At 61.0% G+C, this 22,003-nt stretch carries 14 protein-coding genes; 10 read left to right on the forward strand and 4 right to left on the reverse strand.

What is annotated here, in order from left to right; all coding sequences use genetic code 11:
- The first annotated feature begins 127 nt into the window (after positions 1-127).
- A complete protein-coding gene (locus ACW55A_RS20125; RefSeq protein WP_455809278.1) occupies positions 128-2,161 on the forward strand; it encodes a TadG family pilus assembly protein in 2,034 nt (677 codons plus the stop codon).
- On the opposite strand, the gene ACW55A_RS20130 is transcribed toward ACW55A_RS20125, so the two are convergent.
- On the reverse strand, positions 2,158-4,938 hold the full coding sequence (locus ACW55A_RS20130) for a PAS domain-containing sensor histidine kinase (RefSeq protein WP_498811536.1): 2,781 nt from the start codon (positions 4,936-4,938) through the stop codon (positions 2,158-2,160). The genes ACW55A_RS20125 and ACW55A_RS20130 overlap by 4 nt on opposite strands.
- Complete coding sequence (locus ACW55A_RS20135; RefSeq protein ID WP_003431704.1) at positions 4,928-5,383, reverse strand: TadE/TadG family type IV pilus assembly protein; 456 nt, start codon at positions 5,381-5,383, stop codon at positions 4,928-4,930. The genes ACW55A_RS20130 and ACW55A_RS20135 overlap by 11 nt, the downstream gene beginning before the upstream one ends.
- A 75-nt stretch (positions 5,384-5,458) precedes the next feature.
- On the opposite strand from ACW55A_RS20135, the gene ACW55A_RS20140 reads away from it, so the two are divergent.
- Together ACW55A_RS20140 and ACW55A_RS20145 are read left to right on the forward strand one after the other, a co-directional pair.
- Positions 5,459-5,929 carry an A24 family peptidase gene (locus tag ACW55A_RS20140; protein ID WP_046718960.1) on the forward strand — a complete coding sequence of 157 codons (471 nt, stop codon included), beginning with the start codon at positions 5,459-5,461 and terminating at the stop codon, positions 5,927-5,929.
- Positions 5,930-6,108: 179 nt separating this feature from the next.
- Complete coding sequence (locus ACW55A_RS20145) at positions 6,109-6,891, forward strand: response regulator transcription factor (protein ID WP_044309550.1); 783 nt, start codon at positions 6,109-6,111, stop codon at positions 6,889-6,891.
- A gap of 7 nt (positions 6,892-6,898) precedes the next feature.
- On the opposite strand, the gene ACW55A_RS20150 is transcribed toward ACW55A_RS20145, so the two are convergent.
- The gene (locus tag ACW55A_RS20150) at positions 6,899-8,554 is read right to left on the reverse strand and encodes a response regulator (RefSeq protein WP_044309551.1); all 1,656 of its coding nucleotides are present in this window, start codon (positions 8,552-8,554) and stop codon (positions 6,899-6,901) included.
- A gap of 264 nt (positions 8,555-8,818) precedes the next feature.
- Between ACW55A_RS20150 and ACW55A_RS20155 the strand changes: the two genes are divergently transcribed.
- The 6 genes from ACW55A_RS20155 to ACW55A_RS20180 all read left to right on the forward strand — a co-directional run bounded on the left by ACW55A_RS20155 (position 8,819) and on the right by ACW55A_RS20180 (position 15,355).
- Positions 8,819-9,898, forward strand: a complete 1,080-nt coding sequence (locus ACW55A_RS20155; RefSeq protein ID WP_003431710.1) for a DUF2333 family protein — start codon at positions 8,819-8,821, stop codon at positions 9,896-9,898.
- Positions 9,898-10,443 carry an NUDIX hydrolase gene (locus ACW55A_RS20160; protein WP_003368817.1) on the forward strand — a complete coding sequence of 182 codons (546 nt, stop codon included), beginning with the start codon at positions 9,898-9,900 and terminating at the stop codon, positions 10,441-10,443. The genes ACW55A_RS20155 and ACW55A_RS20160 overlap by 1 nt, the downstream gene beginning before the upstream one ends.
- A 188-nt stretch (positions 10,444-10,631) precedes the next feature.
- On the forward strand, positions 10,632-11,003 hold the full coding sequence (locus ACW55A_RS20165; protein WP_003313912.1) for a translation initiation factor Sui1: 372 nt from the start codon (positions 10,632-10,634) through the stop codon (positions 11,001-11,003).
- Between the two features lie 88 nt (positions 11,004-11,091).
- Positions 11,092-13,005, forward strand: a complete 1,914-nt coding sequence (speA, locus tag ACW55A_RS20170; RefSeq protein ID WP_003431712.1) for an arginine decarboxylase — start codon at positions 11,092-11,094, stop codon at positions 13,003-13,005.
- A 230-nt stretch (positions 13,006-13,235) separates the two neighbouring features.
- Positions 13,236-14,372 (forward strand): contractile injection system protein, VgrG/Pvc8 family, encoded by a 1,137-nt coding sequence (locus ACW55A_RS20175; RefSeq protein ID WP_074805274.1) that lies wholly within the window; start codon positions 13,236-13,238, stop codon positions 14,370-14,372.
- Positions 14,373-14,452: 80 nt separating this feature from the next.
- Positions 14,453-15,355 carry an alpha/beta hydrolase gene (locus ACW55A_RS20180; protein ID WP_054081955.1) on the forward strand — a complete coding sequence of 301 codons (903 nt, stop codon included), beginning with the start codon at positions 14,453-14,455 and terminating at the stop codon, positions 15,353-15,355.
- Here the strand turns inward: ACW55A_RS20180 and ACW55A_RS20185 are convergent.
- The gene (locus ACW55A_RS20185; protein ID WP_455809286.1) at positions 15,349-16,689 is read right to left on the reverse strand and encodes an MATE family efflux transporter; all 1,341 of its coding nucleotides are present in this window, start codon (positions 16,687-16,689) and stop codon (positions 15,349-15,351) included. The genes ACW55A_RS20180 and ACW55A_RS20185 overlap by 7 nt on opposite strands.
- A 345-nt stretch (positions 16,690-17,034) precedes the next feature.
- Here ACW55A_RS20185 and ACW55A_RS20190 point away from each other — a divergent pair, with 345 nt between their 5' ends.
- Positions 17,035-21,981: an alpha-2-macroglobulin family protein gene (locus ACW55A_RS20190; RefSeq protein ID WP_498811535.1), complete on the forward strand. Its 4,947-nt coding sequence runs from the start codon at positions 17,035-17,037 to the stop codon at positions 21,979-21,981.
- The last annotated feature ends 22 nt before the right edge of the window (positions 21,982-22,003 follow it).

Consider the following 22,003-nt stretch of genomic DNA (forward strand, 5'->3'; position numbering starts at 1 on the left):
TGATCGCGCCCGCCCATGACGGGTGCGACACTTCTCAAATCTGGCACCTTGCCAGTGCTCTTTCGGGGCGTTGACTACACTCTCCAGTGACAGATGAGTGTGCAACGGCGTGATCGAAGGAGTGTTGATGTCTCCACTGGATGGTTATACGGCGATGCCCTCCCGGCAGCGCGGCGCAATCGGCCTGATGGCCGCGCTGACCATGGGCCTGGCGTTGCTGTGCACGCTGACCGTTATCGACAGCGGCAGGCTGTATCTGGAAAAGCGCTCGTTGCAGCGGGTTGCGGACATTGCCGCACTTGAAGCGGCGGGCCGTAGAGGAACGTGCAGCGGCACAGCGGCCACGGCGCCCGATTTCGCCAATCAGAGCGCCACTCGCAACGGTTTCACCCCCAATACCGATGGCCGCACCCTGGTGACTCGTTGCGGAACACTCATGGTGGATGTCGCGGGACCGCGCGTATTTGTCGCTGATTCGACGCAGGCGCTGGCTATCCAGGTGGTCGCGGCTCATCCGGTGCCGCGCAGCATTGCAGCCGGTATTGGCGCACTGTTCGAAAAAACGCCCTCCCCACCCAACGTCACGATCAGCGCCACCGCGGTTGCCGCCAGTGCCGCGCCGCTGGCGGCACTGACCATTCGCAGTGCGGCAGTCACCGTGGACAGCACCGGTGCCGCCCTCCTCAACCCGGTGGTCGGCAGCCTGCTGGGGGGCTCGTTGAACCTGAGTGTTGCCAACTGGCAAGGCATCGCCGACACCAACCTGAGCCTGCTGAGCTACCTGAACAGGCTGAAAACCGACCTCAGCCTGACGGCAGTGGGCTACAACGATGTACTCAACACCTCGGTATCGGTCAGTCAGTTGCTGCAGAGCGCAATCAATATCATCAGTCCGAACGCCACGCTGGGCGGTGCCGCCGCCATTCAGGGCCTGCAAGCCTTGAAGCTGGCCGCGGGAACGACCACCGTGCTGCTGGGGGATCTACTGTCGGTGCAGAGCGGCACGGACCTCGCCGCGCTGAATACCAATCTGCGGTTGATGGATCTGGTTCAGGGCCTCGCGCAACTGGCCAACGAAAAGACCGGTGTTCTGACCGCGACCCAGATCAATGTCGCCGGGCTGGCGCAGGTCACCACACGCATTCAGGTGATCGAGCCGCCTCAGTTGTCGGCCATCGGCGACCCGAGCAAAATCGACCCGCTCAACCCTCGAGACGGTGCAAACCGGATTTACGTGCGCACGGCACAAATGCGCGCGCTGGTGTCGATCAACCTGCCGGTGCTCGGCACGATAACCTCGCTGGCCAATACCGCAGGTTCGGTGATCGGCAGCCTGACGCCGATCCTCAACAGCGCATTGGGCCTGAACATTGCCGGGCTGGGGACCTCGGCCACCTGCGCGCTGGGACTGAACAGTTGCATGGTGACCGACTTCAAGTTTCTGACAGACAGCTCGTCAAACTCGGGCCCGAGAATCGACATGAGCCTGTCAATGGCCAGCGCCGACAGCTACGTTACCGGTTTTACCTGCACCAGCAACGCCAGCAAAACCCTCAACGTCAAGACCGACGCAGCGCTGCTCAGTGCCAAGATCGGCTGGATCGACAGTGCATCGGCCTTCCCCGCCAGCACTGATCCGGCGGCAATCACCGCACTGCCTCTGCCTGTCATCGATATCGGCACCAAAACCTGCCAGAAGATCGCCGGGCTGCTGGGCAATTGCACCGCCCGCACGCCTTTCGGGGGTGGCGGCATCGGCCTGACCTTCGACAATGTCAGCCAGTCGGCACTGGGCAGCTCGACGGTGACCAGTACGACGTTCAGCTCGCCCAACCTGCCGGAGATCAACAGCGCCCCGTATTACCTGACAGGCGTTGCGCACACCAAGCCGAGCACCTTGCTCAACGGCACGGCATCAAGCGTCAAAGTGAATGCGTATAAACCGGCGACCAGCAATGTGCTGGGCAACGTCATCACCGGCGCGGCCACCACGCTGAGCAGCCTGACCCTGGCGCTGGACGCGATTGTCGATGACACCCTGACACGCTTGCTGACGTCGGTTGTCGACCCCCTGTTCGAATCGCTGGGCGTGAGCATGGGGGCTACCGACGTCGGCACCAACCTGAGTTGCAACCTGGGTCAGGCGACACTGGTCATTTAGCTGCCGGTCTGATCGGCGTTGAAGATCGGCAGCTCGATCTGGAATCGAGCACCCTCGCCGACGTTGGCGACGCTGAGCTGGCCGCCCATCTGGTCAACGATGCCATAACTGACGGACAAGCCCAGACCGGTGCCGACCCCCACCGGTTTGGTGGTGAAAAACGGCTCGAAAATGCGCTCCAGCAACCGCGGGTCAATGCCCCCGCCATTGTCCTGAACCGCCAGGCGGATGATGTTTTCATCGCGCTCTGCCTCGACGCTGATCCACGGCTGGAAATCGCGGTCCTTTTCCCGACGCGACAACAAGGCATCACGGGCATTGACCATCAGGTTGATCAACACCTGCTCAAGTTGATCGACATGGCCACGAACCTGCACCGCGTCGATCATCGCGCCGACCCGCAACTGCACGGCCTTGCCTTTCATGCCTTCAGCCAGCATCGAGATCGTGCCTTCCACCGCCTGGGCCGGATCGAACAACTGCTCCTCTACCTCAGAGCGGCGACCGAATACCCGCATATGATCGACCACCCGGGCGGCACGCTGCACCTGGGTGTCGATGCGATTGAGTTTTTCGGTGAGGTATTCGATGTCCACATCACCCCGGCCCAGACGCTTGAGAACGTTTACCACGGCCATGCGCATGACGTTGAGCGGCTGATTGATCTCGTGGGCCAGACCGGTGGACATCTCGCCAAGCGTTGCCATCTTCGCGCTCTGATTCAACTGCATGCGCGAGCGACGTACATCGGTGTTGTCACGGCCTACCGCCTGCACTTCGACCAGTTTGCCGTGCTCATCGAATACTCCCCGGTCGGCCCATATCCACCAGGCATACTCGCGTCCCGGCAGCTCGATGCAGATTTCTTCGGTACTCACCGGCGCCTCCGGAGTCAATTGACCGATACGCCGGATGAACGCCTCGCGCTGCTCGTCCGATAGCCAGTCGCCCAGGTTGATCCCGGTCAGCTGCTCGGGTGTGCACTCCATATAATTGGCCAGCGGCCGGTTGCCGAAACTCAACACCAGATCCGGCGTGTAGCGGCAGATCATGGCCGGCGAATCCTCGACCAGAATGCGGTAACGCTCCTCGCTGCGTCGTATATGCTCGGCGGCCAGGGTGGCCTCGGTCACGTCCAGCCACAGCCCCACCGCCTCCACCGGCATGCCAAGGTCGTCACGCAGCAATCGCGCCTCGTCCAGCAGCCAGTGGTATTGACCGTTCCGGTTGCGCAATCTGAACCGGCGACTGACGAATCCTTCGCGCAGCAGTTGGCGGTTACGCTCGAACCAGATGTCGTGATCTTCGGGATGGATGTATCCCGCCAGTTGCCCATCGACGCAATCGGCCAGCGTCCAGCCCAGCAAAGGCGTGAGGCTGTCGCTGAAAAAGGTTGGCTCCAGATTGCCGCGATCGTAACGCTGCACGTAAATCACCGCTGGCGAGCTGGCAATCAGGTTATCCAGCCGGGCATGGGCGGCAGCGGCCTCGGTTTCCTGACTCTTGATATCGCTGACATCCAGCATGAACCCCAGCACACGCTGAACCTGCCCTCGGATCAACGCCTGCCCCTGGATACGAAACCAGAGGTTTTCCTGGGCGGGATCGCTTTGCGCCAGACGCACACAGAGCAACAGCGGTGTGCCCTTGTCGCGTAACTGCGCGAGGCGACTGGACAGTTCCTGTCGATCGGCGGGATGAATCAGCGCCAGCCAGTCCTGACGCGACAGGCTCTCGACCTGGTCGCCCAGACGCAGACTGCGAGCCAACTGCGGCGCCAGCAAAACCTCGTCATGATCAGGCACCAACTCCCACCATCCGGTGCCCAGCAGGTCCTGAAGCACTGCCAGGCGTTCGACATGGTGACGGTTGGTCTGCTCGGACAGGCGAAAAAGCACTGGCCCGGCCAAGGCCGAGCACAGGTTCAGCCACTCTCGCTCGCCAAGGTCCGGAGCCTGCTGCTGCGCGTTATAAAATCCGAACATCAGCCAGGCCTTGGCAACGTTATCGCGACTGTGGGGAATCAGAAAACCGTCAGCGTTACCGAAAGCACTTTGCAGCGCCCCCTGATCGACACCGCCGTCAAACCTCAGCTGCCGCGTAGCGTCGGCGTTGAATCGATCCAGCGCGGAGCCCAACCGCTGCCCGACCTGCCACAACTCGGGCGCCGTATGGGCGCTGTACTGACAATATACGCGCCAGCCAACACCGCCGACCTCCGGCAACACCAGCGCTACACAGGGGATGCGCCACAGCTGCGCGAGTTCCTCCAGTTGCTCGCTCACCACCGCAGTCAGGCGGTCGACGCTGCACCCTCGCACACGCTCGGCCATTTGCCCGGCGAACCGCAGGCACTGTTGACGGCTGCGTGCGGCACTGGCCTCCTCCATCAGGTCGCTGATATCCAGCAATTGCAAGAGCCAGCCCTTGCCATGCGCCTGCACCCAGCCTCGGGCGTGCAAGGTGTGTGCGTCGGCACTCTTGAAGTCCAGGTCGAGCATGTGCCCCAGCCAGTCACGCGGCACGCCTTCGATGACCAGCGCGCTATTGGGTAACAGCAGACTCATCAATCGCTGGGCAGCCGGCAGTGGCGCAGCCATGTCCAGGCGGGCAAGCAAGTGCGGGCTGATGCTTTGGATGCGGCCCTCGTCATCCAGCAGCAGATAGAGGTCCGCACCGATCGGACCGGGCTCGCTCGATACGGGCAAGGGCTGCGGCACTTGTGTTGCTTCACCACGGCCCAGCCAACGGCTCAAACGATTCTTTTCAAGGGACAAGTTGCAGACTCGCTTGTGCAGTCAGGTTGCTCGGCAAGCGCGGGACCTCCCCGATACCAGGGAGGGTCAGCAAGGGCAGAACCTGAGCCAATCGGGCCTTGGGGTACTGGATGGTCACTGTCAGAATGCCTGCGCTGTAAGTCACGCTGGTGTAGCTGACATTGAAGCCCAGCGCTGGAGGTATCCACGACAACTGGTTCATGACCACACTCTGGGCCTGACTCTTCAACACCTCGTTATAGCCAGTAACTGTCGGACTGAGGGCAACACTTCTGCGCACCGCTTCACTGGCGGCGGCATTGAATGACTGGACCATGAGCAACGGCAGGCTATAACTCACCATGCCGTAGAACACGGCAAAGAAGATAACGAACACCGCAGAGAATTCAATAGCGGCAGCCCCGTGTTGACGGCGGGGCAAGGTATGTTGCGGAACTGTTTTCATATCGACGTCTACCCTGACATGTACTGCATCAACACAGCATAGATTCTTTCCCGATAACAGGATGTCTTCGGCGTGATGAAATTATTTTTCCTACTGATATGGTTTGCAATTTGCGCCGAACAGGATGCGCGTTGCAAGCAGATTTCCAACGGGCTGACACTCGGCGCAGCAGCGCTGGCTATTATCTACCTGGCTTTGACCGGTATGACCTGGCTCGGCTCGCCTGCGCTGGAGGCCTTGCTGGCCGTGACCCTGGCATGGGCGCTGACATTGCCAGGTTATGCCCTCGGCAAGTTGGGCGCCGCAGACGTCAAACTGATGACGGCATTGGCGCTGGCCTCAAACAGTGCTTACCTGCTGTGTACGTTTATTGGCGCCGGCCTCACCATGGCAGCCTGGCTTATCGTCGGAAAGAGTACCTGGCCTCATACGCAGCAATGGGTTGCGCAACGCTACCGGTATATGAACCCCGGCACGCCAGATAAATATCCTTTTTCACCTTTTTTATTCGCAGGTTTACTCCTGAGCACAGCACTGCTCCATTAGTCGAATAACGGCACGGGAATATTTTAATGCTATGTACATAGTCAGGAAGTACGACTACGGTTAAGTCATGGCTATGGCGTACTGTCAGCAATACCCGCACCGATCGAATGACGCCGAATCATGGTTTGCTGAATGGATCGGGGCGCCGTCGACGGCCCCCCAACAGCATGGAGTCGCCTGTGGATAATTACCCGCTCACGAAAGTTCTGGTGGTCGATGACCAGCCCCTTATCGTTGAAGAGCTCTGCGAGTTTCTGGAGAGCAGCGGCTATGAGTGTGTGCGTTGCTATTCAAGCCTGGAAGCCATCGAGCGTTTCAGCGCCGACAGCACCATCGGCATCGTACTCTGCGATCTGGAAATGCCCGGCATGAACGGGATCGAGATGGTCGAAGCGATGAAGATGACCGGCGGCAAGACGCATCTGTTCGAGGCCATCATGCTGACCGGCGAGGCCGAGAAAAAAGACGTCATCAAGGCGCTTCGGGCCGGCATCGCCGATTACTACCAGAAGCCGGTCGATCTGGAAGAATTGCTCGAAGGTGTGCAGTTGCAGGTCCAGGCGCTGAACGAGCGGCAGAAAAACCGTCAGCAGCTGGGCCTGCTCAACGAAAAGCTTCAGTTTTTGGCGGCGTCCATTGATGATCTTTATCAGAACCTGGACAGTGTCCAGAACAGGCCTCAGCCCGAGCGAAAAGCGCGTGACGGTGTGGAGCGTGAGGTGCAGATGCCGGTGGCTCTGGCCAAGCTGTCACCTCGCCAGCTTGACGTAGCGCGCCTGGTCAGCACCGGACTGACCAATTATCAGATCGCCTGCGAACTGGGGATTACTGAAAACACTGTGAAACTCTATGTGTCGCAAGTGCTGCGCCTGACTCACATGCATAACCGCACGCAGCTGGCATTGGCATTTTCACCGGGCAAATCGGCGGAGCGGCAAAGACTGATCGAAAGCCAGGGCTGAATGGAACTCAGGCTTCGATCTCACTCAGCACGACGTGAAAAGGCACATCGACCAGCACCGAATACACTTGATTGCGGCCTGCGTGCTTGGCGCAGTACAACGCCGCATCGGCCTGGGACGCAAGGCTCAGGCTGTCGTCATTGGCACCGAGCGAAACCACCCCGGCGCTGAAGGTGCAGAACAGGTCGACGGGCTGCGCCGGGTAATGGATCTCGGCAAAGCGCTGGCGGATATCATCCAGCACCCTATGAGCGCTTTGAATGTCGGTGTCCGGCATGACAATGGCAAATTCCTCACCGCCATAACGACCGATGAAGTCGGTTTTGCGCAGGCGTTGCTTGAGAAACAGCGCAAGGCTCTTGATGACACGATCCCCCATCGGGTGACCGTGGCTGTCATTGACCCTCTTGAAGTGGTCGATATCAAGCATGGCAAAGCACAGCGGCTTGCCTTCACGTCGCGAACGAAAGCAGCAATCTTCCAGCAGTTGCAAAATGTGCGTGTGATTGTAAAGCCCGGTCAGGCTGTCGCGGACCATGCGCGCCTTGAGGTTGCGAGCCCTCGCGGCACGGTTGCGCACAGTGGTGATGAGATGACGGGGTTTGATCGGCTTGGTCAGGAAGTCGTCGCCGCCTTCGCTCATGGCATCGAGCTGCTTGTCCTGATCGTCTTCAGCCGACAGATAAATGATCGGCACACTGACGTAACGGTCATTATGGCGAATGACCTTGGCCAGCTCCGTGCCGGTACACCCCGGCATGTACATGTCGAGGATGATCAGGTCCGGCTGAAACTCGGCCAGCTCGGACATTGCCTGAATCGGGTCGAGCAACACCCGCGTAACGATTCCGGCAGCGTTCAGAACACGCTCGGTGTGCAGCGCCTGCGCGCGGGAATCGTCGATGATCAGCACTTTATAGGGCTCGTATTGAGCCACGCAGGTCAGGACTTCAATTTTTTCCAGCAGACTCGACGCTTCCAGCGCGCCGGTCAGAAACTCCTCGCCACCGGCCCTGACTGCGGCCAGGCGGGTGGGCGTATCGGTTTCATTGAGGCTGAAAAACAACAGCGGAAGTTTCTGCTCCAGCCCTTCCTGAGCCTGGGAGGCCAGTTCGAGCCCCTTGCCGGGCCCGCTGAAATCGACATCCATGACAATCGCCGCCGGATGCCGCTGGGCCATCGCCCGCTGAAACTCGCCGACATTGTGCAGCGACAGCGCCGCCAGCCCGAAAAACTCCAGCTGCTTGGCCAGACGCTCGGCCCGCTCGTGATCATGAAGCACCACATAGACGGGCTTGCGCAACGGTGGCAGCGTCGTTTGCTCAAAACGGTCGCCGTGTCGCAGCCCGGTTCGGGAAAGGCGTTGCATCAGACGATTGAGATCGGTGATGACCCGGCTGTTGAGGCGACCGCGATTGGCTTCCACCGCATCGAGCGCCTGGCTGATCTCCTGCGCCAGCGCGCTGTGTTCGGCCTGCTCGAAGCGTTCGGCAAAGCGCGAAAGACGCAGCGTGGACTCCTTGAGCTCGGCCATATCGCCAATCGACCACTCGGCCTTCTGCAGACGTTGCCACGTCTCCAGAATCTGGCGCGCCTGGTGAATGACCCTCTGGGCAAAGTGGTGCTTCAGGCGGTCTCGGCTAGGGTCTTCGGGGTCGGTCATATTCAGACTACTGTGGTTTTGCTGAGCGATACGGCTGATGGCGCTATGCTAGCACCTCCGTTACAACAGAACAGTGTCGCAAGTCACTTATTTGACAACAGTTTGATGGCGCATAGCCATTATGCAAAATCAATTGGTGCATAGACTGCGCCTATCAACGTTACAGTTCAAATCTCAAGATAATGTCTGCCAGCCGCACCTTGAGGTAAGGTTGCGGTCGAACGCCTCGTGAAGCATTCAACTCAAGATCGAAAGGACCCTACCATGCTGGATTGGAAGAACCGCGCAGGCAGCGCGGGTGCGCGCACCGCAGACACTTCATCGACCAAACGCCGCGGTTACCTGGGTAACCTGTTCTATAGTCGCGCGCTGGGCGCCCTGATCTTGATCTACCTGCTGGTGGCACTGGCAGTCGGCTGGTACTGGAGCAAGGAACCTGCGCTGTTCCCGGTACAGCAAAACGCCCAGGCTGCCGCCGAGCGTGAAGGCAAACAGATGGTCATCGGTTACACGACGGTTGAAACGCTCAAGACCGTGGCGGGCACGTTGCTTAACAAGCCCGGTGGCTACCTGTCCAACGACCGCATGCCACCGGGCCTGTGGCTGGACAACATCCCGAGCTGGGAATACGGCGTGCTGGTTCAGGTGCGTGACCTGAGCCGTGCGCTGCGCAAGGACTTCGCGCGTTCCCAGTCGCAATCGGCTGAAGATGGCGACCTGGCGCGTGCCGAGCCGTTGTTCAACTTCAATAATCGCAGCTGGGTCCTGCCTTCCAGCGAATCGCAGTACGCCGAGGGGATCAACTCCCTGAGCCGCTACCAGGCACGTCTGTCCGATCCGAACCAGAAAGGCGCGCTGTTCTATGCCCGCGCCGACAACCTGAACAACTGGCTGGGCGATGTCGGCACCCGTCTGGGCTCGCTGTCGCAGCGCCTGTCGGCCAGCGTTGGCCGGGTCAAACTCAACAGCACGCTGAAAACCGAAGCTGCTGTTTCGGTCAAGCCCGGTGAAGTACCGCAGGTCGATGAGGAAATCGTCGAAACGCCATGGCTGGAAATCGACAACGTGTTCTACGAAGCACGTGGTCAGGCCTGGGCGCTCTCGCACCTGCTGCGCGCCATCGAGGTTGATTTTGCCGACGTACTGGCGAAAAAGAACGCGACGGTCAGCGTGCGCCAGATCATTCGTGAACTGGAGGCCTCGCAAGAGCCAATGTGGAGCCCGATGATTCTCAACGGCAGCCCGTTTGGCGTGTTCGCCAACCACTCGCTGGTCATGGCCAACTACATTTCGCGTGCCAACGCCGCAGTCATTGACCTGCGCCAGCTGCTGAATCAAGGCTGATGTCCATACCTGCCAACGAGGCCGCGCATCGCGCCGCCTCGGATGCCGAGCAGATCGCCTGGGTCGACGAACAGGATCGGCTGCTCGGTTCACTGGTCCGCGCCGACCTGCGTGAACGCGGGCTGATTGGACGCGGCACTTATATCCTGCTGTTCAACAGTCTGGGTGAGCTGTGTGTGCACCGACGCACGCTGAGCAAGGCGATCTATCCCGGCTACTGGGACGTAGCCGCAGGCGGAATGGTCCAGGCGGATGAAAGCTATGCGGAGTCTGCTGCGCGCGAGCTGGAAGAAGAACTGGGGGTCAGTGGCGTGCCGCTGCAGGCCCACGAACAGTTTTTCTTTGATCAGCCGGGCAACCGGCTCTGGTGTGCAGTGTTTTCAGCCGTGTGGGACGGCCCTTTGAAACTGCAACCTGAAGAGGTGCTGGAAGCGCGCTTCATGCCCGTCGTCGAAGTTCTGCAACAGGCTGAGCACAATCCCTGGTGCCCCGACTCCCTGGCGGCGCTGAAACGCTACCTGAAACAGATAGAGAACGAGCAGTAAGCGAGTGTTCAGAAATTGGCGCATTCAGCCCCTTAGCAACCGGCCGGTTTGCCGTTACACTGCGCGACCTTTTCAAACTGAACCGGCCCTGCCGTTTCAGTAGCGCTGCCCCTGCCAGAGTGGGGCTTCGCGGTCGATGGCTCATACGAGCCCGACCCATCTTCAGTCCTCAACAAGAGGATTTTTGCGTGGCTAAAAAAGCCGCTTCTCTCGCTGCCCTCGGTGGCCTGGTATTTTCAACCGACGCAGGGCGCCACTGCCCCGATTGTCGTCAACCCGTTGCCGAGTGCACCTGCAAACAGACGGCCATCCCGGAAGGTGACGGCATTGCCCGTGTACGTCGTGAAAGCAAGGGCCGTGGCGGCAAGACGGTTACCACCATCAGCGGCGTCCCGCTGGCCGAAGAGCCGCTCAAAGAGCTGGCCAAGGCCCTCAAGCAGCGCTGCGGCACAGGCGGATCGCTCAAGGAAGGCGTTATCGAGATTCAAGGCGATCACGTCGAACTGCTGTTGGCCGAGCTGATCAAAAAAGGCTTCAAGGCTAAAAAGTCGGGCGGCTGAACCCGCGAATCAAATCGTCATTTCCACTCATTACAATGCGCGCAGCTGGCTACTGGCTGGCGCTACGACTTCTTTATAGGGGACTTCGATGTCCGTACGACGCACACGCAAAGACGATGGCAGCCAATGGACCGTTGCGGACAGCCGCAGCGTTTATGGCATTCGCCATTGGGGCGCGGGTTATTTTGCAATCAACGAAGCGGGGCGCGTTGAAGTCCGCCCCAACGGGCCGGACAGCTCGCCCATCGACCTTTACGAACAGGTCGACAACCTGCGCAAGAGCGGCCTCTCGCTGCCTTTGCTGGTGCGTTTCCCGGACATCCTGCAAGACCGCGTGCGTCAGCTGACCGGCGCGTTCGACAGCAACATTGCGCGCCTGGAATACCAGAGCAAATACACCGCGCTGTACCCGATCAAGGTGAACCAGCAGGAAGCGGTGGTGGAAAACATCATCGCCACGCAGAACGTCTCCATCGGCCTGGAAGCGGGCTCCAAGCCTGAACTGATGGCTGTGCTGGCACTGGCGCCGAAAGGCGGCACCATCGTCTGCAACGGTTACAAGGACCGTGAGTTCATCCGTCTGGCGCTGATGGGCCAGAAGCTGGGCCACAACGTGTTCATCGTCATCGAGAAAGAATCCGAAGTCGAACTGGTGATCGAAGAAGCCGCCGAGCTGAAGGTCGCCCCCCAGGTCGGCCTACGTGTGCGTCTGTCTTCCCTGGCATCGAGCAAATGGGCGGATACCGGTGGCGAGAAATCCAAGTTCGGCCTGTCGGCAGCGCAATTGCTGTCGGTGGTCGAGCGTTTCCGCATGGCCGGCCTGGATCAGGGCATCCGCCTGCTGCACTTCCACATGGGCTCGCAGATCGCCAACCTGGCCGACTATCAGCACGGTTTCAAGGAAGCGATCCGTTACTACGGCGAACTGCGCAAGCTCGGCCTGCCGGTGGACTACATCGATGTCGGTGGCGGTCTGGGTGTCGATTACGACGGTACGCACTCGCGCAACGCCAGCTCGATCAACTATGACATGGACGACTACGCAGGCGTCGTGGTCGGCATGCTCAAGGAATTCTGCGACGCGCAAAGCCTGCCGCACCCGCATATTTTCTCGGAAAGCGGCCGCTCGCTGACCGCCCACCACGCCATGCTGGTGGTTCAGGTGACCGACGTCGAAAAACACAACGACGAAGTCCCGGAAATCGCCGACAAGGCCAGCCTGCCGGAAACCGTGCAATGGCTGGTCGACCTGCTGGGTCCGACCGACATCGAGATGGTCACCGAAACCTACTGGCGCGCCACACACTACATGAGCGACATCGCGGCCCAGTACGCCGACGGCAAGATCAGCCTGTCGGAAAAGGCACTGGGCGAGCAATGCTACTTCGCCGTCTGCCGCCGTTTGTACAACTCGCTGAAAGCCCGTCAACGCTCCCATCGTCAGGTGCTGGACGAGCTCAACGACAAGCTGGCCGACAAGTACATCTGCAACTTCTCGGTGTTCCAGAGCCTGCCGGACACCTGGGCCATTGGCCAGGTACTGCCGATTCTGCCCCTGCACCGCCTGAACGAAGAGCCGGTGCGCCGCGCCGTGCTTCAGGACCTGACCTGCGATTCGGACGGCAAGATCAAGCAGTACGTCGATGAGCAGAGCATCGAGACCAGCATGCCGGTGCATTCGCTGAATGAAGGCGAAGACTATCTGCTGGGTATCTTCCTGGTGGGTGCCTACCAGGAAATTCTCGGCGACATGCACAACCTGTTCGGTGATACCGACTCGGTGAACATCTACCAGAACCCGGACGGCAGCGTTTACCACGCCGGCATCGAAACCCACGACACCATCGAAGACATGCTGCGCTACGTGCACCTGTCGCCGGAAGAACTGATGACCCATTACCGGGACAAGGTCGCCAGCGCCAAGATCACCCCACGCGAGCGCACCTACTTCCTCGATGCCTTGCGCCTGGGGCTGACCCGCTCGTCGTACCTGTCGTCCTGATCCTTGCGCGGAGCCAGATCTGACTGCTTATCATGCCAATGCTCCGCATTGGCATGCAGAGGCGTCCGTAACCATCGCCGCGCATGCTCCGCGCTCATACAGCCCACCCACTCGACGTAATCCCCCACCGACACCTGCTGTAGGCAACGTCCTGTTCTACCTGCAGACCTCTGCCCTGCCCGGCTTCTGCGCGAGAATCCGCGGTCGCATTCCCGGTAGAGAAACCCTCCATGCCCGACCCCGCCAGCGCGCCGTTCTTTCATCTGGAGATTGCAAGCCTGCAGCGCCGTTTCACCGTCGTATCGTTCAGCGCAACCGAAGCGATCAGCCAGCCGTATACCATTGAGCTGGAAATCCTCGGCGACGGTTTCGATCTGGACCTCACCAGGCTGATGTACCAGCCTGCCTGGCTGAGCTGCGGTGGCGAGCAGGGTTTTCCGGGGCAGAGTTTTCAAGGGCAGGGCTTTCACGGTCAGATCCACGGCGCGACACGCAAGCATTACCACCCCGGCCCGGCCTGCTACACGCTGCTGATGGGGCCTCGACTGGCCTGCCTCGGGCTGCGCCACCACTCGCGTATCTTTCAACACATGACTGCCACGCGGATCATTGCCCAGGTGCTGGAAGAACATGGTTTGAGGAACACCTTCCGCTTTGACCTGCAGACAGAATGCATCGAGCGCGAAAGCTGCGTGCAGTACCAGGAATCCGACCTGCAACTGGTCCAGCGGCTGTGTGCAGAAGAAGGCATTCACTACCATTTCGTCCACTCACGTCGCCGCCACCAGTTGGTATTTGGCACCATCCCTTGGGAAGCCGGGTTCACAGCACCTGCCCCGGCACCGCGTCCCTGCATTGCGCCTCTGCAGCGTGGCTGGATCATCGGTCGCGACGGCGAACCGGCAAGGACCGATGCGTCAGGCCGGTTGCACGTGCGCCTCGAATGGGACTGGCAACACCCGGAAGGCCCCCATGCTGGCTGCTGGCTGCATTTGGCTGCGGGGCTGGATGTCGAATGTCGGGGTGGGATGTCGGTGATAGTGAGCTTTTGCGCAGACGATAAACGCCCGCCGCAGATCAGTGGCTGCCTGTCAGCGCTGGCAGATGACGGCTGCCACAGGCGTGATCAAGCACCCGCCGATAACGTTGAGATGCACCTTGACTGGCAGGCGATCACCGGGCCAGACCGACGACTGCAACTGGCGAACGGGACCCGCATAGAACTGGCTGAAGGCAGCACACTGATCGTCGACGCCGGGCCGAGCAAGGTACAGATCGACGACAGCGGTCTCACGCTGAGCAGCCCGCGCATCAGCTTCGCCAACAAAGCGGATGGCAAATCGAGTGATCCACACGCCATTGAATGACGTAGCAGCAACTGTGCGGCACTGGGATGAAGCGTGATGGTCTCAGGCATATCCGACTCACCTTCCAGAGCCCCTCCGCCATGATCCGAGTGATTTTCCTGACACTGATGACCGGTGCCGTACTGGCAGCCTTGTCCGGTTGCTCGCCTTTGAAGCTGCTCAATACGTTGAACCCCAGCGGGCCTGTCGATCATGTCTACAACCTGGCGTACGGGCCGGATCCACGCAATACGCTGGATATCTACACGCCCAAGGCGAAACCGGCCAAGGCACCGGTCGTGGTGTTTTTCTATGGTGGCAGCTGGAACAGCGGCTCGAAGGCCGATTACGCGTTCGTCGGCGAAGCGCTGGCTGCGCGAGGCATGGTGGTGGTTATCGCCGACTACAGGCTGTATCCACAGGTACGTTACCCCAGCTTTCTGGAAGATTCGGCCAAGGCGCTGGCCTGGGCGCACAAACATGCGAACACCTACGGTGGCGACCCGAGCCGCCTGTACGTGATGGGCCACAGCGCGGGTGCCTACAACGCCGCAATGCTCGCGCTCGACCCGCGCTGGCTGGCTCGTGAAGGCTTGTCCCCCTCCATCCTCAGCGGCTGGATCGGACTGGCCGGGCCTTACGACTTCCTGCCCATCGAGAACCCGGACGTGAAGCCGGTGTTCTTCTTCCCGAATTCACCGCCAGACTCGCAACCCATCAACCACGTCACGTCCAGCGCGCCACCGGCATTGCTGATGGCCTCGAACACCGACTCGCTGGTCAACCCAAAGCGCAACACCGGCGGCCTGGCCAGGTCGCTGCGTGAAGCCGGCGTGCCGGTGCGAGACTTGTATTTCTCGCGCACCAATCACGGCACGCTGGTCGGCGCATTTGCCAGATTGCTGAGCGGTCTGGCCCCTGTGATCGATGAGGTGGACATGTTCGTCAGCCACACCCCGCAAATGGCGTCTGACAAGAACGGAACCGGGCAGAAGGCTCAGTGAACGAACCAGCCGTCGCTGCGCGTCAGCCGCCAGGCAATGAACCCAAGGCTCAGGCCGCGCAGCAGGGTAAAGGCCAGGAACGTCAGCCATAGGGCGTGGTTGCCGTGGCTGGCAGCCAGATAAGCCAACGGCGCGATGCCCGCTGCGCTGAACAGCATCGCGTTGCGCATTTCCCGCGCACGGGTAGCACCGATGAACAGGCCGTCCAGCAGGTAGCTCCAGACGGCCAGCAACGGCATCAGTGCCAGATACGGCAGATAGGTCATCGCGGTGGCGCGTACTTCCGGGATATCGGTCTGCAGGCTGACGAAGCCATGCCCAGCCACCAGAAAGAACAGCGCAAACACCATGCTGGAAATCAATGACCAGCCTCCCGCAACCACCAGGGAGCGTCGCAACGTATCCCGGTCCCGCGCGCCGATGGCATGGCCACACAGCGCTTCTACCGCATGCGCCAGCCCATCCAGGGCATGGGCAGTCAACAGCAGGCCGTTGAGCAGCAAGGCATTGGCAGCAACCGTCGCATCCCCCAAACGAGCGCCCTGCACGGTGATCAGGAACATCACCGATTGCAGCGCGAGTGTGCGCAAAAAGATGTCCCGGTTGACCGCCAGCAGGGGCCGCCAGTTACTCCATAGCCGCAAGGCCGACCAGAAGATCCGGCCCGGCCAGGCGCGCAAGGTGTTACGTGCCAGCAGCAGACCGAGCACCACGCCAGTCCACTCCGCGAGTACCGACGCACGCGCCGAACCGATCACGCCCCAGTCCAGCCCGATGACGAACCACAGATTGAGAACGATGTTGACCGCATTGGTCAGCAACAGAATGGCCAGTGGCGCCCGCGCGCTCTGCGCGCCAAGAAACCAGCCGACCAGCGCATAACTGGCCAGCGCCGCAGGCAGGCCGAACAGTCGGGTGTGGAAGAAATCCAGGGTCATTTGCTGCAGATCGGCAGACGGCTGCATCATCGTCAGCGCCAGATGGCTGAAAGGCAAGGCGATTACACCCAGCAATACCGCCAGCCCGACGGCCAGCAGCAACCCCTGCAACAGAATGCGGCGCAACGCTGCGCTATCACTGCGCCCTGCCGCCTGTGCGGCAAAACCGGTGGTGCCCATGCGCAGAAAGCCCATCGCCCAGGCGAGAAAGGTATACAGCGTAGAGCCCACCGCCACAGCGCCCAGCTGATGGGCGTGCGGCAAATGACCGATCACCGCGCTGTCGACCAGCGCCACCAGCGGCACGGAAATATTCGACAGAATCATCGGCGTCGCAAGCGCCCAGACACGACGATGGGTTGAGCGATGACGCCAGTCAGTGAACAGCGTAGACATGAGAGCTCCCGGCAAGGCGGGCATTGTAGTCAGATCAAACGCAGGGTGTCCCAGCGTTTCGATACGTCCGGAAACGGTACTCATGCCTCGAAAGCGGCAGCGTTATCATTCAGCACGCTCCACTGGAGCGTGAGGAACGATAGTCAACTGTCTAACTTTTTGGGGTCAGTCCACAGCGTGTGAATGCATTTCGTGACGCTCTGCGTCAACCGCTGCATGCCAACGCGCAATGGCACGATAGTCAGTCCGCTCGATATGTGACCTTACTGGTCAATCTGACAGTAATACTTGTCATCACGACTGTTATATAGTCGCATCCTCTCTACCGTTGCCGATGAGTGCCCCATGTTAAACAAAGGATTGTTTCTGGCTTGCGCGCTTGCGCTGTTGAGCGCCTGTGATTCTTCTTCCACCGATAAACCCGCGCCCGCCACGGCCCCCACGACCCAGGCAACGGTCAACGACAAAAAGCCCAAACCCGCAGTCGACCTAGCCGCGCTGAGCAAGCGCTACGCAGGCCGCGAACTGACGGTCATCGACGTGTCGGAAATCCAGGTCGACGGCGCAAGCACCCTGTCGGTGAGCTTCTCGGTCCCGCTCGACCCCGAACAGAAATTCGACGAAAAACTTCACCTGGTGGACAGCAAGAACGGCAAGGTCGACGGTGCCTGGGAACTGTCGGATAACCTCATGGAATTGCGCCTGCGCCACCTGGAGCCGCAGCGCAAACTGGTCCTGACCGTCGATGCCGGTCTGCTGGCCGTCAACAAGGCCAAACTTGCCGCCGAATACATCAGCCGCCTGGAAACCCGCGACTTGCAGCCCTCGGTCGGTTTCGCCAGCCGTGGCAGCCTGTTGCCGACCCGTCTGGCCGAGGGCCTGCCGGTGATCGCGCTGAACGTCGACAAGGTGGATGTCGAGTTCTTCCGCATCAAACCCGACTCGATGCCGAATTTCCTCGCCCTGTGGGACGGCGCGTCGAGCCTGTCCAGCTACAGCTCCGAAGAACTGCTGCCCATGGCCGAACTGGTCTACAGCGGCCGCTTCGACCTCAAGCCCGCGCGCAACACCCGTGAAACCCTGCTGCTGCCGATTGCCGGTATCAAGCCCCTGCAACAGCCAGGTGTTTATCTGGCGGTGATGCGCGCCTCGGGCACCTACAGCTACTCGCAGCCGGCCACCCTGTTGACGCTCAGTGACATCGGCCTGTCGGTGCACCGTTACAGCAACCGTCTGGACGTCTTCACTCAAGCGCTCGAGGGTGGCAAGGCGCTGAGTGATATCAGCGTCGATGTGTATGACGACAACGGCAAGGTCGTCGCCCAGGGCAAGACCGACAGCGACGGCCACGCGCAACTGCCATTGCCGGCCAAGGCTGCCGTGGTACTGGCGCACAAGGACGAACAGACCAGCATGCTGCGCCTCAACAGCTCGGCACTGGACCTGGCCGAGTTCGATATCTCCGGCCCGCAGTCTCACCCGCTGCAGTTCTTCATCTTCGGCCCACGCGACCTGTATCGCCCCGGCGAAACCGTGCTGCTCAACGGCCTGCTGCGCGACAGCGACGGCAACACCGTCAAGCCGCAGCCCATCACCGTCGAAGTGCGCCGTCCCGATGATCAGGTCAGCCGCAAATTCGTCTGGGAAGCCGACAGCAACGGTTTCTACCAGTATCAATTGCCGCTTGCCGACGAAGCGCCCACCGGACGCTGGCAACTGATGTTCGACCTGGGTGACGGCAAACCGCAGCTCTACGAGTTCAAGGTCGAGGACTTCCTGCCCGAGCGTCTGGCGCTGGAACTCAAGGGCAGCGACACGCCGGTGGCGCCTGCTGACAACCCGCAATTCGATATCACTGGCCGCTACCTGTACGGCGCCCCCGCTTCGGGCAATACGCTGACCGGTCAGGTCTATGTCCGCCCGCTGCGCGAGGCGGTGCCGAAGCTGCCGGGTTATCAGTTCGGCTCGATCACCGAGGAAGACCTCAAGCATGATCTGGAGCTTGAGCCCGTCACCCTCGATGCCGAAGGTCATTCGACGCTCGCCGTGCAGAGCGAGTGGGCGCAGGCCAAATCGCCGCTGCAACTGATTCTGCAAGCCAGCCTGCAAGAGTCTGGCGGGCGGCCGATCACCCGTCGTCTGGTGCAGCCGATCTGGCCTGCCGAACACCTGCCCGGCGTGCGTGCACTGTTCGGCAGCAGCACGGGTGGTGATGACTACGACAACGAGGCCAAGGGCGAAGCGCAGACCAACGGCGACGGCCCGGCCGATTTTGAAATAGTCATGGCCGACGCGGCGGGCAACAAGCTGGGCGCTGACAACGTGAAAGTCCGGCTGATCCGCGAGCGTCGCGATTACTACTGGAACTACTCGGCCGACGACGGCTGGAGTTACCACTTCAACGAGAAATTCCTCAACCTCAACGAAGAAACCGTCAGCATCACCAAGGACGCCACCGCCAAGGTCAGCTTCCCGGTCGAATGGGGTCCTTACCGTGTCGAGGTGGAAGACCCGTCCACCGGAATGGTCAGCAGCCTGCGCTTCTGGGCCGGTTATCGCTGGCAGGACAACACTGACGGCGGCGCGGTCAGACCGGATCAGGTCAAGCTGGCGCTGGACAAACCGGCCTACAACGATGGCGACACCGCGAAAGTCACTGTCACCCCGCCGGCTGCGGGCAAGGGTTATCTGTTGGTCGAGTCCAGCGAAGGTCCGCTGTGGTGGCAGGAAATCGACGTGCCTGTCGAAGGCAAATCGTATGACATCCCGCTGGACAAAAAATGGGCACGCCACGACCTGTACGTCACCGCTCTGGTGATACGTCCCGGTGAACGCAAGGCCAATGTCACACCCAAGCGCGCCGTGGGTGTGCTGCACCTGCCGCTGGACCGGGCGCAGCGCAAGCTGGCGCTGACGGTCACCGCGCCGGAGAAAATGCGCCCCAGACAACCCCTGACCCTCAAGGTCGCCGCCAAAAATGCTGACGGCAGCGTCCCCAAACAAGTCCACGTGCTGGTATCGGCGGTGGACGTCGGCATCCTCAACATCACCAGCTACGCGACGCCCGATCCGTTTGCCAGCCTGTTTGGCCGCAAGCAGTACGGAGCCGACCAACTGGACATCTACGGTCAGCTGATCGAAGCCGGTCAGGGGCGCCTGGCAAGCATGGCGTTCGGTGGCGATGCACTGGCGAAGGGCGGCAAACGTCCGGACACCAGCGTCACCATCGTGGCGTTGCAAAGTGCGCCGGTGACGCTCAATGACGCCGGTGAAGGTGAAGTCAGCGTCGATATCCCGGACTTCAACGGCGAGCTGCGCGTAATGGCTCAAGCCTGGACCGACGACCGCTACGGTATGGCCGAGGCGAAAACCGTGGTTGCCGCGCCGATCATCGCCGAACTGTCGACGCCGCGCTTTCTTGCCGGTGGCGACCAGACCAGCGTGGCGCTGGACGTCTCCAACCTGTCGGGCAAGGCACAGAAGCTGGACGTGAAAATCAGCGCTGAGGGCCAGTTGAGCATTCCGGGCGGCGACCAGAGCAAGCCCCTGCAGCTCAAGGAAGGCCAGCGCGTTACCCTGAAGGTTCCGGTGCTGGCGCAAGGCGGCCTGGGTCAGGGCAAGATCAAGGTGCTGGTCGAAGGTCTGGACCTGCCGGGCGAAAACCTGCCGGCCTTCACACGCGAATGGACCGTCGGCGTACGCCCGGCCTACCCGGCAATGCTCAAGCATTATCGCGCCACGCTCAATGATCAGCCCTGGAGCCTGCCGGAGGGCGCGCTGGAAGCGTTCGAACCGGCCGGTCGTGAGGCGCTGCTGTCGTTGTCGAGCCGTCCGCCCTTGAACCTCGGCGAACAGATTCGCGCATTGAAAGCCTACCCCTACGGCTGCCTGGAACAGACCGCCAGCGGTCTGTACCCGTCGCTGTATGCCGATGCCGCAACCCTCAAACGCCTGGGCCTGACCGGCGAAACGGATGCCGAACGCAAGCACAAGGTCGAGATCGGCATCGAGCGGCTGCTGGGCATGCAACGTTACAACGGCAGTTTTGGCCTGTGGGGCTCGGACAGCGACGAGGAATACTGGCTGACGGCGTATGTCACAGACTTCCTGCTGCGCGCCCGCGATCAGGGCTTTGCCGTGCCGCCGGATGCGCTGAAGAAAGCCAGTGAACGCCTGCTGCGTTATCTGCAGGATGCCGGCCAGATTCAGGTCAATTACAGTCAGAACGCCGAACATACGCGCTTTGCCGTGCAAGCCTATGCCGGGCTGGTGCTGTCGCGCAGTCAGCAGGCACCGCTCGCCGCCTTGCGCAGCCTGTTCGACCGCCGCAGTGACGCCCGCTCCGGCCTGCCATTGGTGCAAGTGGCAGTCGCGCTGGAGAAGATGGGCGACAAACCCCGCGCCGACCAAGCCCTGATGGCGGGTCTGGCCGCCAGCCGCAAGAATGAATGGCTGGCCGACTACGGCAGTTCGCTGCGTGATCAGGCGTTGATACTGGCATTGCTGGAAGAAAACGACCTCGCCAAAGACAAGCGTGATGAGCGCCTATTCGCCTTGGCGGATGAGGTGGCGGCCAATCGTTACCTGTCGACCCAGGAAAGCAATTCACTGTTCATGGCTGGCCGTAACCTGCTGGGCAAACCGGAAAAAGACTGGACCGCCAGCATTGTCAGCGGCACTCAAAACCGCGAACTGAGCAACCGGCAGCCGGGCCTCAAGCTGGACGGTTCGCTGCTGGCCTCGCCGCTTTCGGTGCACAACCAGAGCGGCGAAGCGCTTTACCAGCAACTGACCGTCTCCGGTTATCCCACCCAGGCGCCTGTAGCGGGTGGCGAAAACCTGAGCATTCGCCGCGAGTACCTGAACCTGAGCGGCGCACCGCTGAACATCGGCGCCTTGAAAACCGGGCAACTGGTGCTGGTGCACTTGGAAATCGGTGCCAAACAGCGCGTCCCGGATGCGCTGGTGGTGGACCTGCTGCCTGCAGGCCTGGAGCTGGAAAACCAGAACCTGGCGCAAAGCGCGGCAAGCCTGGAAGACGCCAGCGAGGAGGTGAAAACCATCCGCGAATCGATGGAAAACGCCGGGATCAAGCATCAGGAATATCGTGGCGACCGCTACGTGGCAGCCCTGGACATCGACGGCAGCAGCACTGTGCACCTGCTCTACCTGGCGCGAGCCGTCACCCCGGGCACCTACCGCATACCGCCGCCGCAGGTCGAATCCATGTACCGCCCGAACTGGCAAGCCCTGGGCGAAGCGCCAGCGCAGATGGTGGTGAAGGGAAAATGATCGCCAATTGATTGGAATGCAT

It is taken from the genome of Plantibacter cousiniae (nom. nud.), assembly GCF_977070315.1.

Coding starts and splice junctions, on each gene's coding strand:
- ACW55A_RS20150 (WP_044309551.1), bottom strand. CDS start 8,554: ATGACCGACCCCGAAGACCCTAGCCGAGACCGCCTGAAGCACCACTTT.
- ACW55A_RS20155 (WP_003431710.1), top strand. CDS start 8,819: ATGCTGGATTGGAAGAACCGCGCAGGCAGCGCGGGTGCGCGCACCGCA.
- ACW55A_RS20180 (WP_054081955.1), top strand. CDS start 14,453: ATGATCCGAGTGATTTTCCTGACACTGATGACCGGTGCCGTACTGGCA.
- ACW55A_RS20190 (WP_498811535.1), top strand. CDS start 17,035: ATGTTAAACAAAGGATTGTTTCTGGCTTGCGCGCTTGCGCTGTTGAGC.
- speA (WP_003431712.1), top strand. CDS start 11,092: ATGTCCGTACGACGCACACGCAAAGACGATGGCAGCCAATGGACCGTT.
- ACW55A_RS20140 (WP_046718960.1), top strand. CDS start 5,459: ATGAAATTATTTTTCCTACTGATATGGTTTGCAATTTGCGCCGAACAG.
- ACW55A_RS20160 (WP_003368817.1), top strand. CDS start 9,898: ATGTCCATACCTGCCAACGAGGCCGCGCATCGCGCCGCCTCGGATGCC.
- ACW55A_RS20185 (WP_455809286.1), bottom strand. CDS start 16,689: ATGTCTACGCTGTTCACTGACTGGCGTCATCGCTCAACCCATCGTCGT.
- ACW55A_RS20135 (WP_003431704.1), bottom strand. CDS start 5,383: ATGAAAACAGTTCCGCAACATACCTTGCCCCGCCGTCAACACGGGGCT.
- ACW55A_RS20125 (WP_455809278.1), top strand. CDS start 128: ATGTCTCCACTGGATGGTTATACGGCGATGCCCTCCCGGCAGCGCGGC.
- ACW55A_RS20175 (WP_074805274.1), top strand. CDS start 13,236: ATGCCCGACCCCGCCAGCGCGCCGTTCTTTCATCTGGAGATTGCAAGC.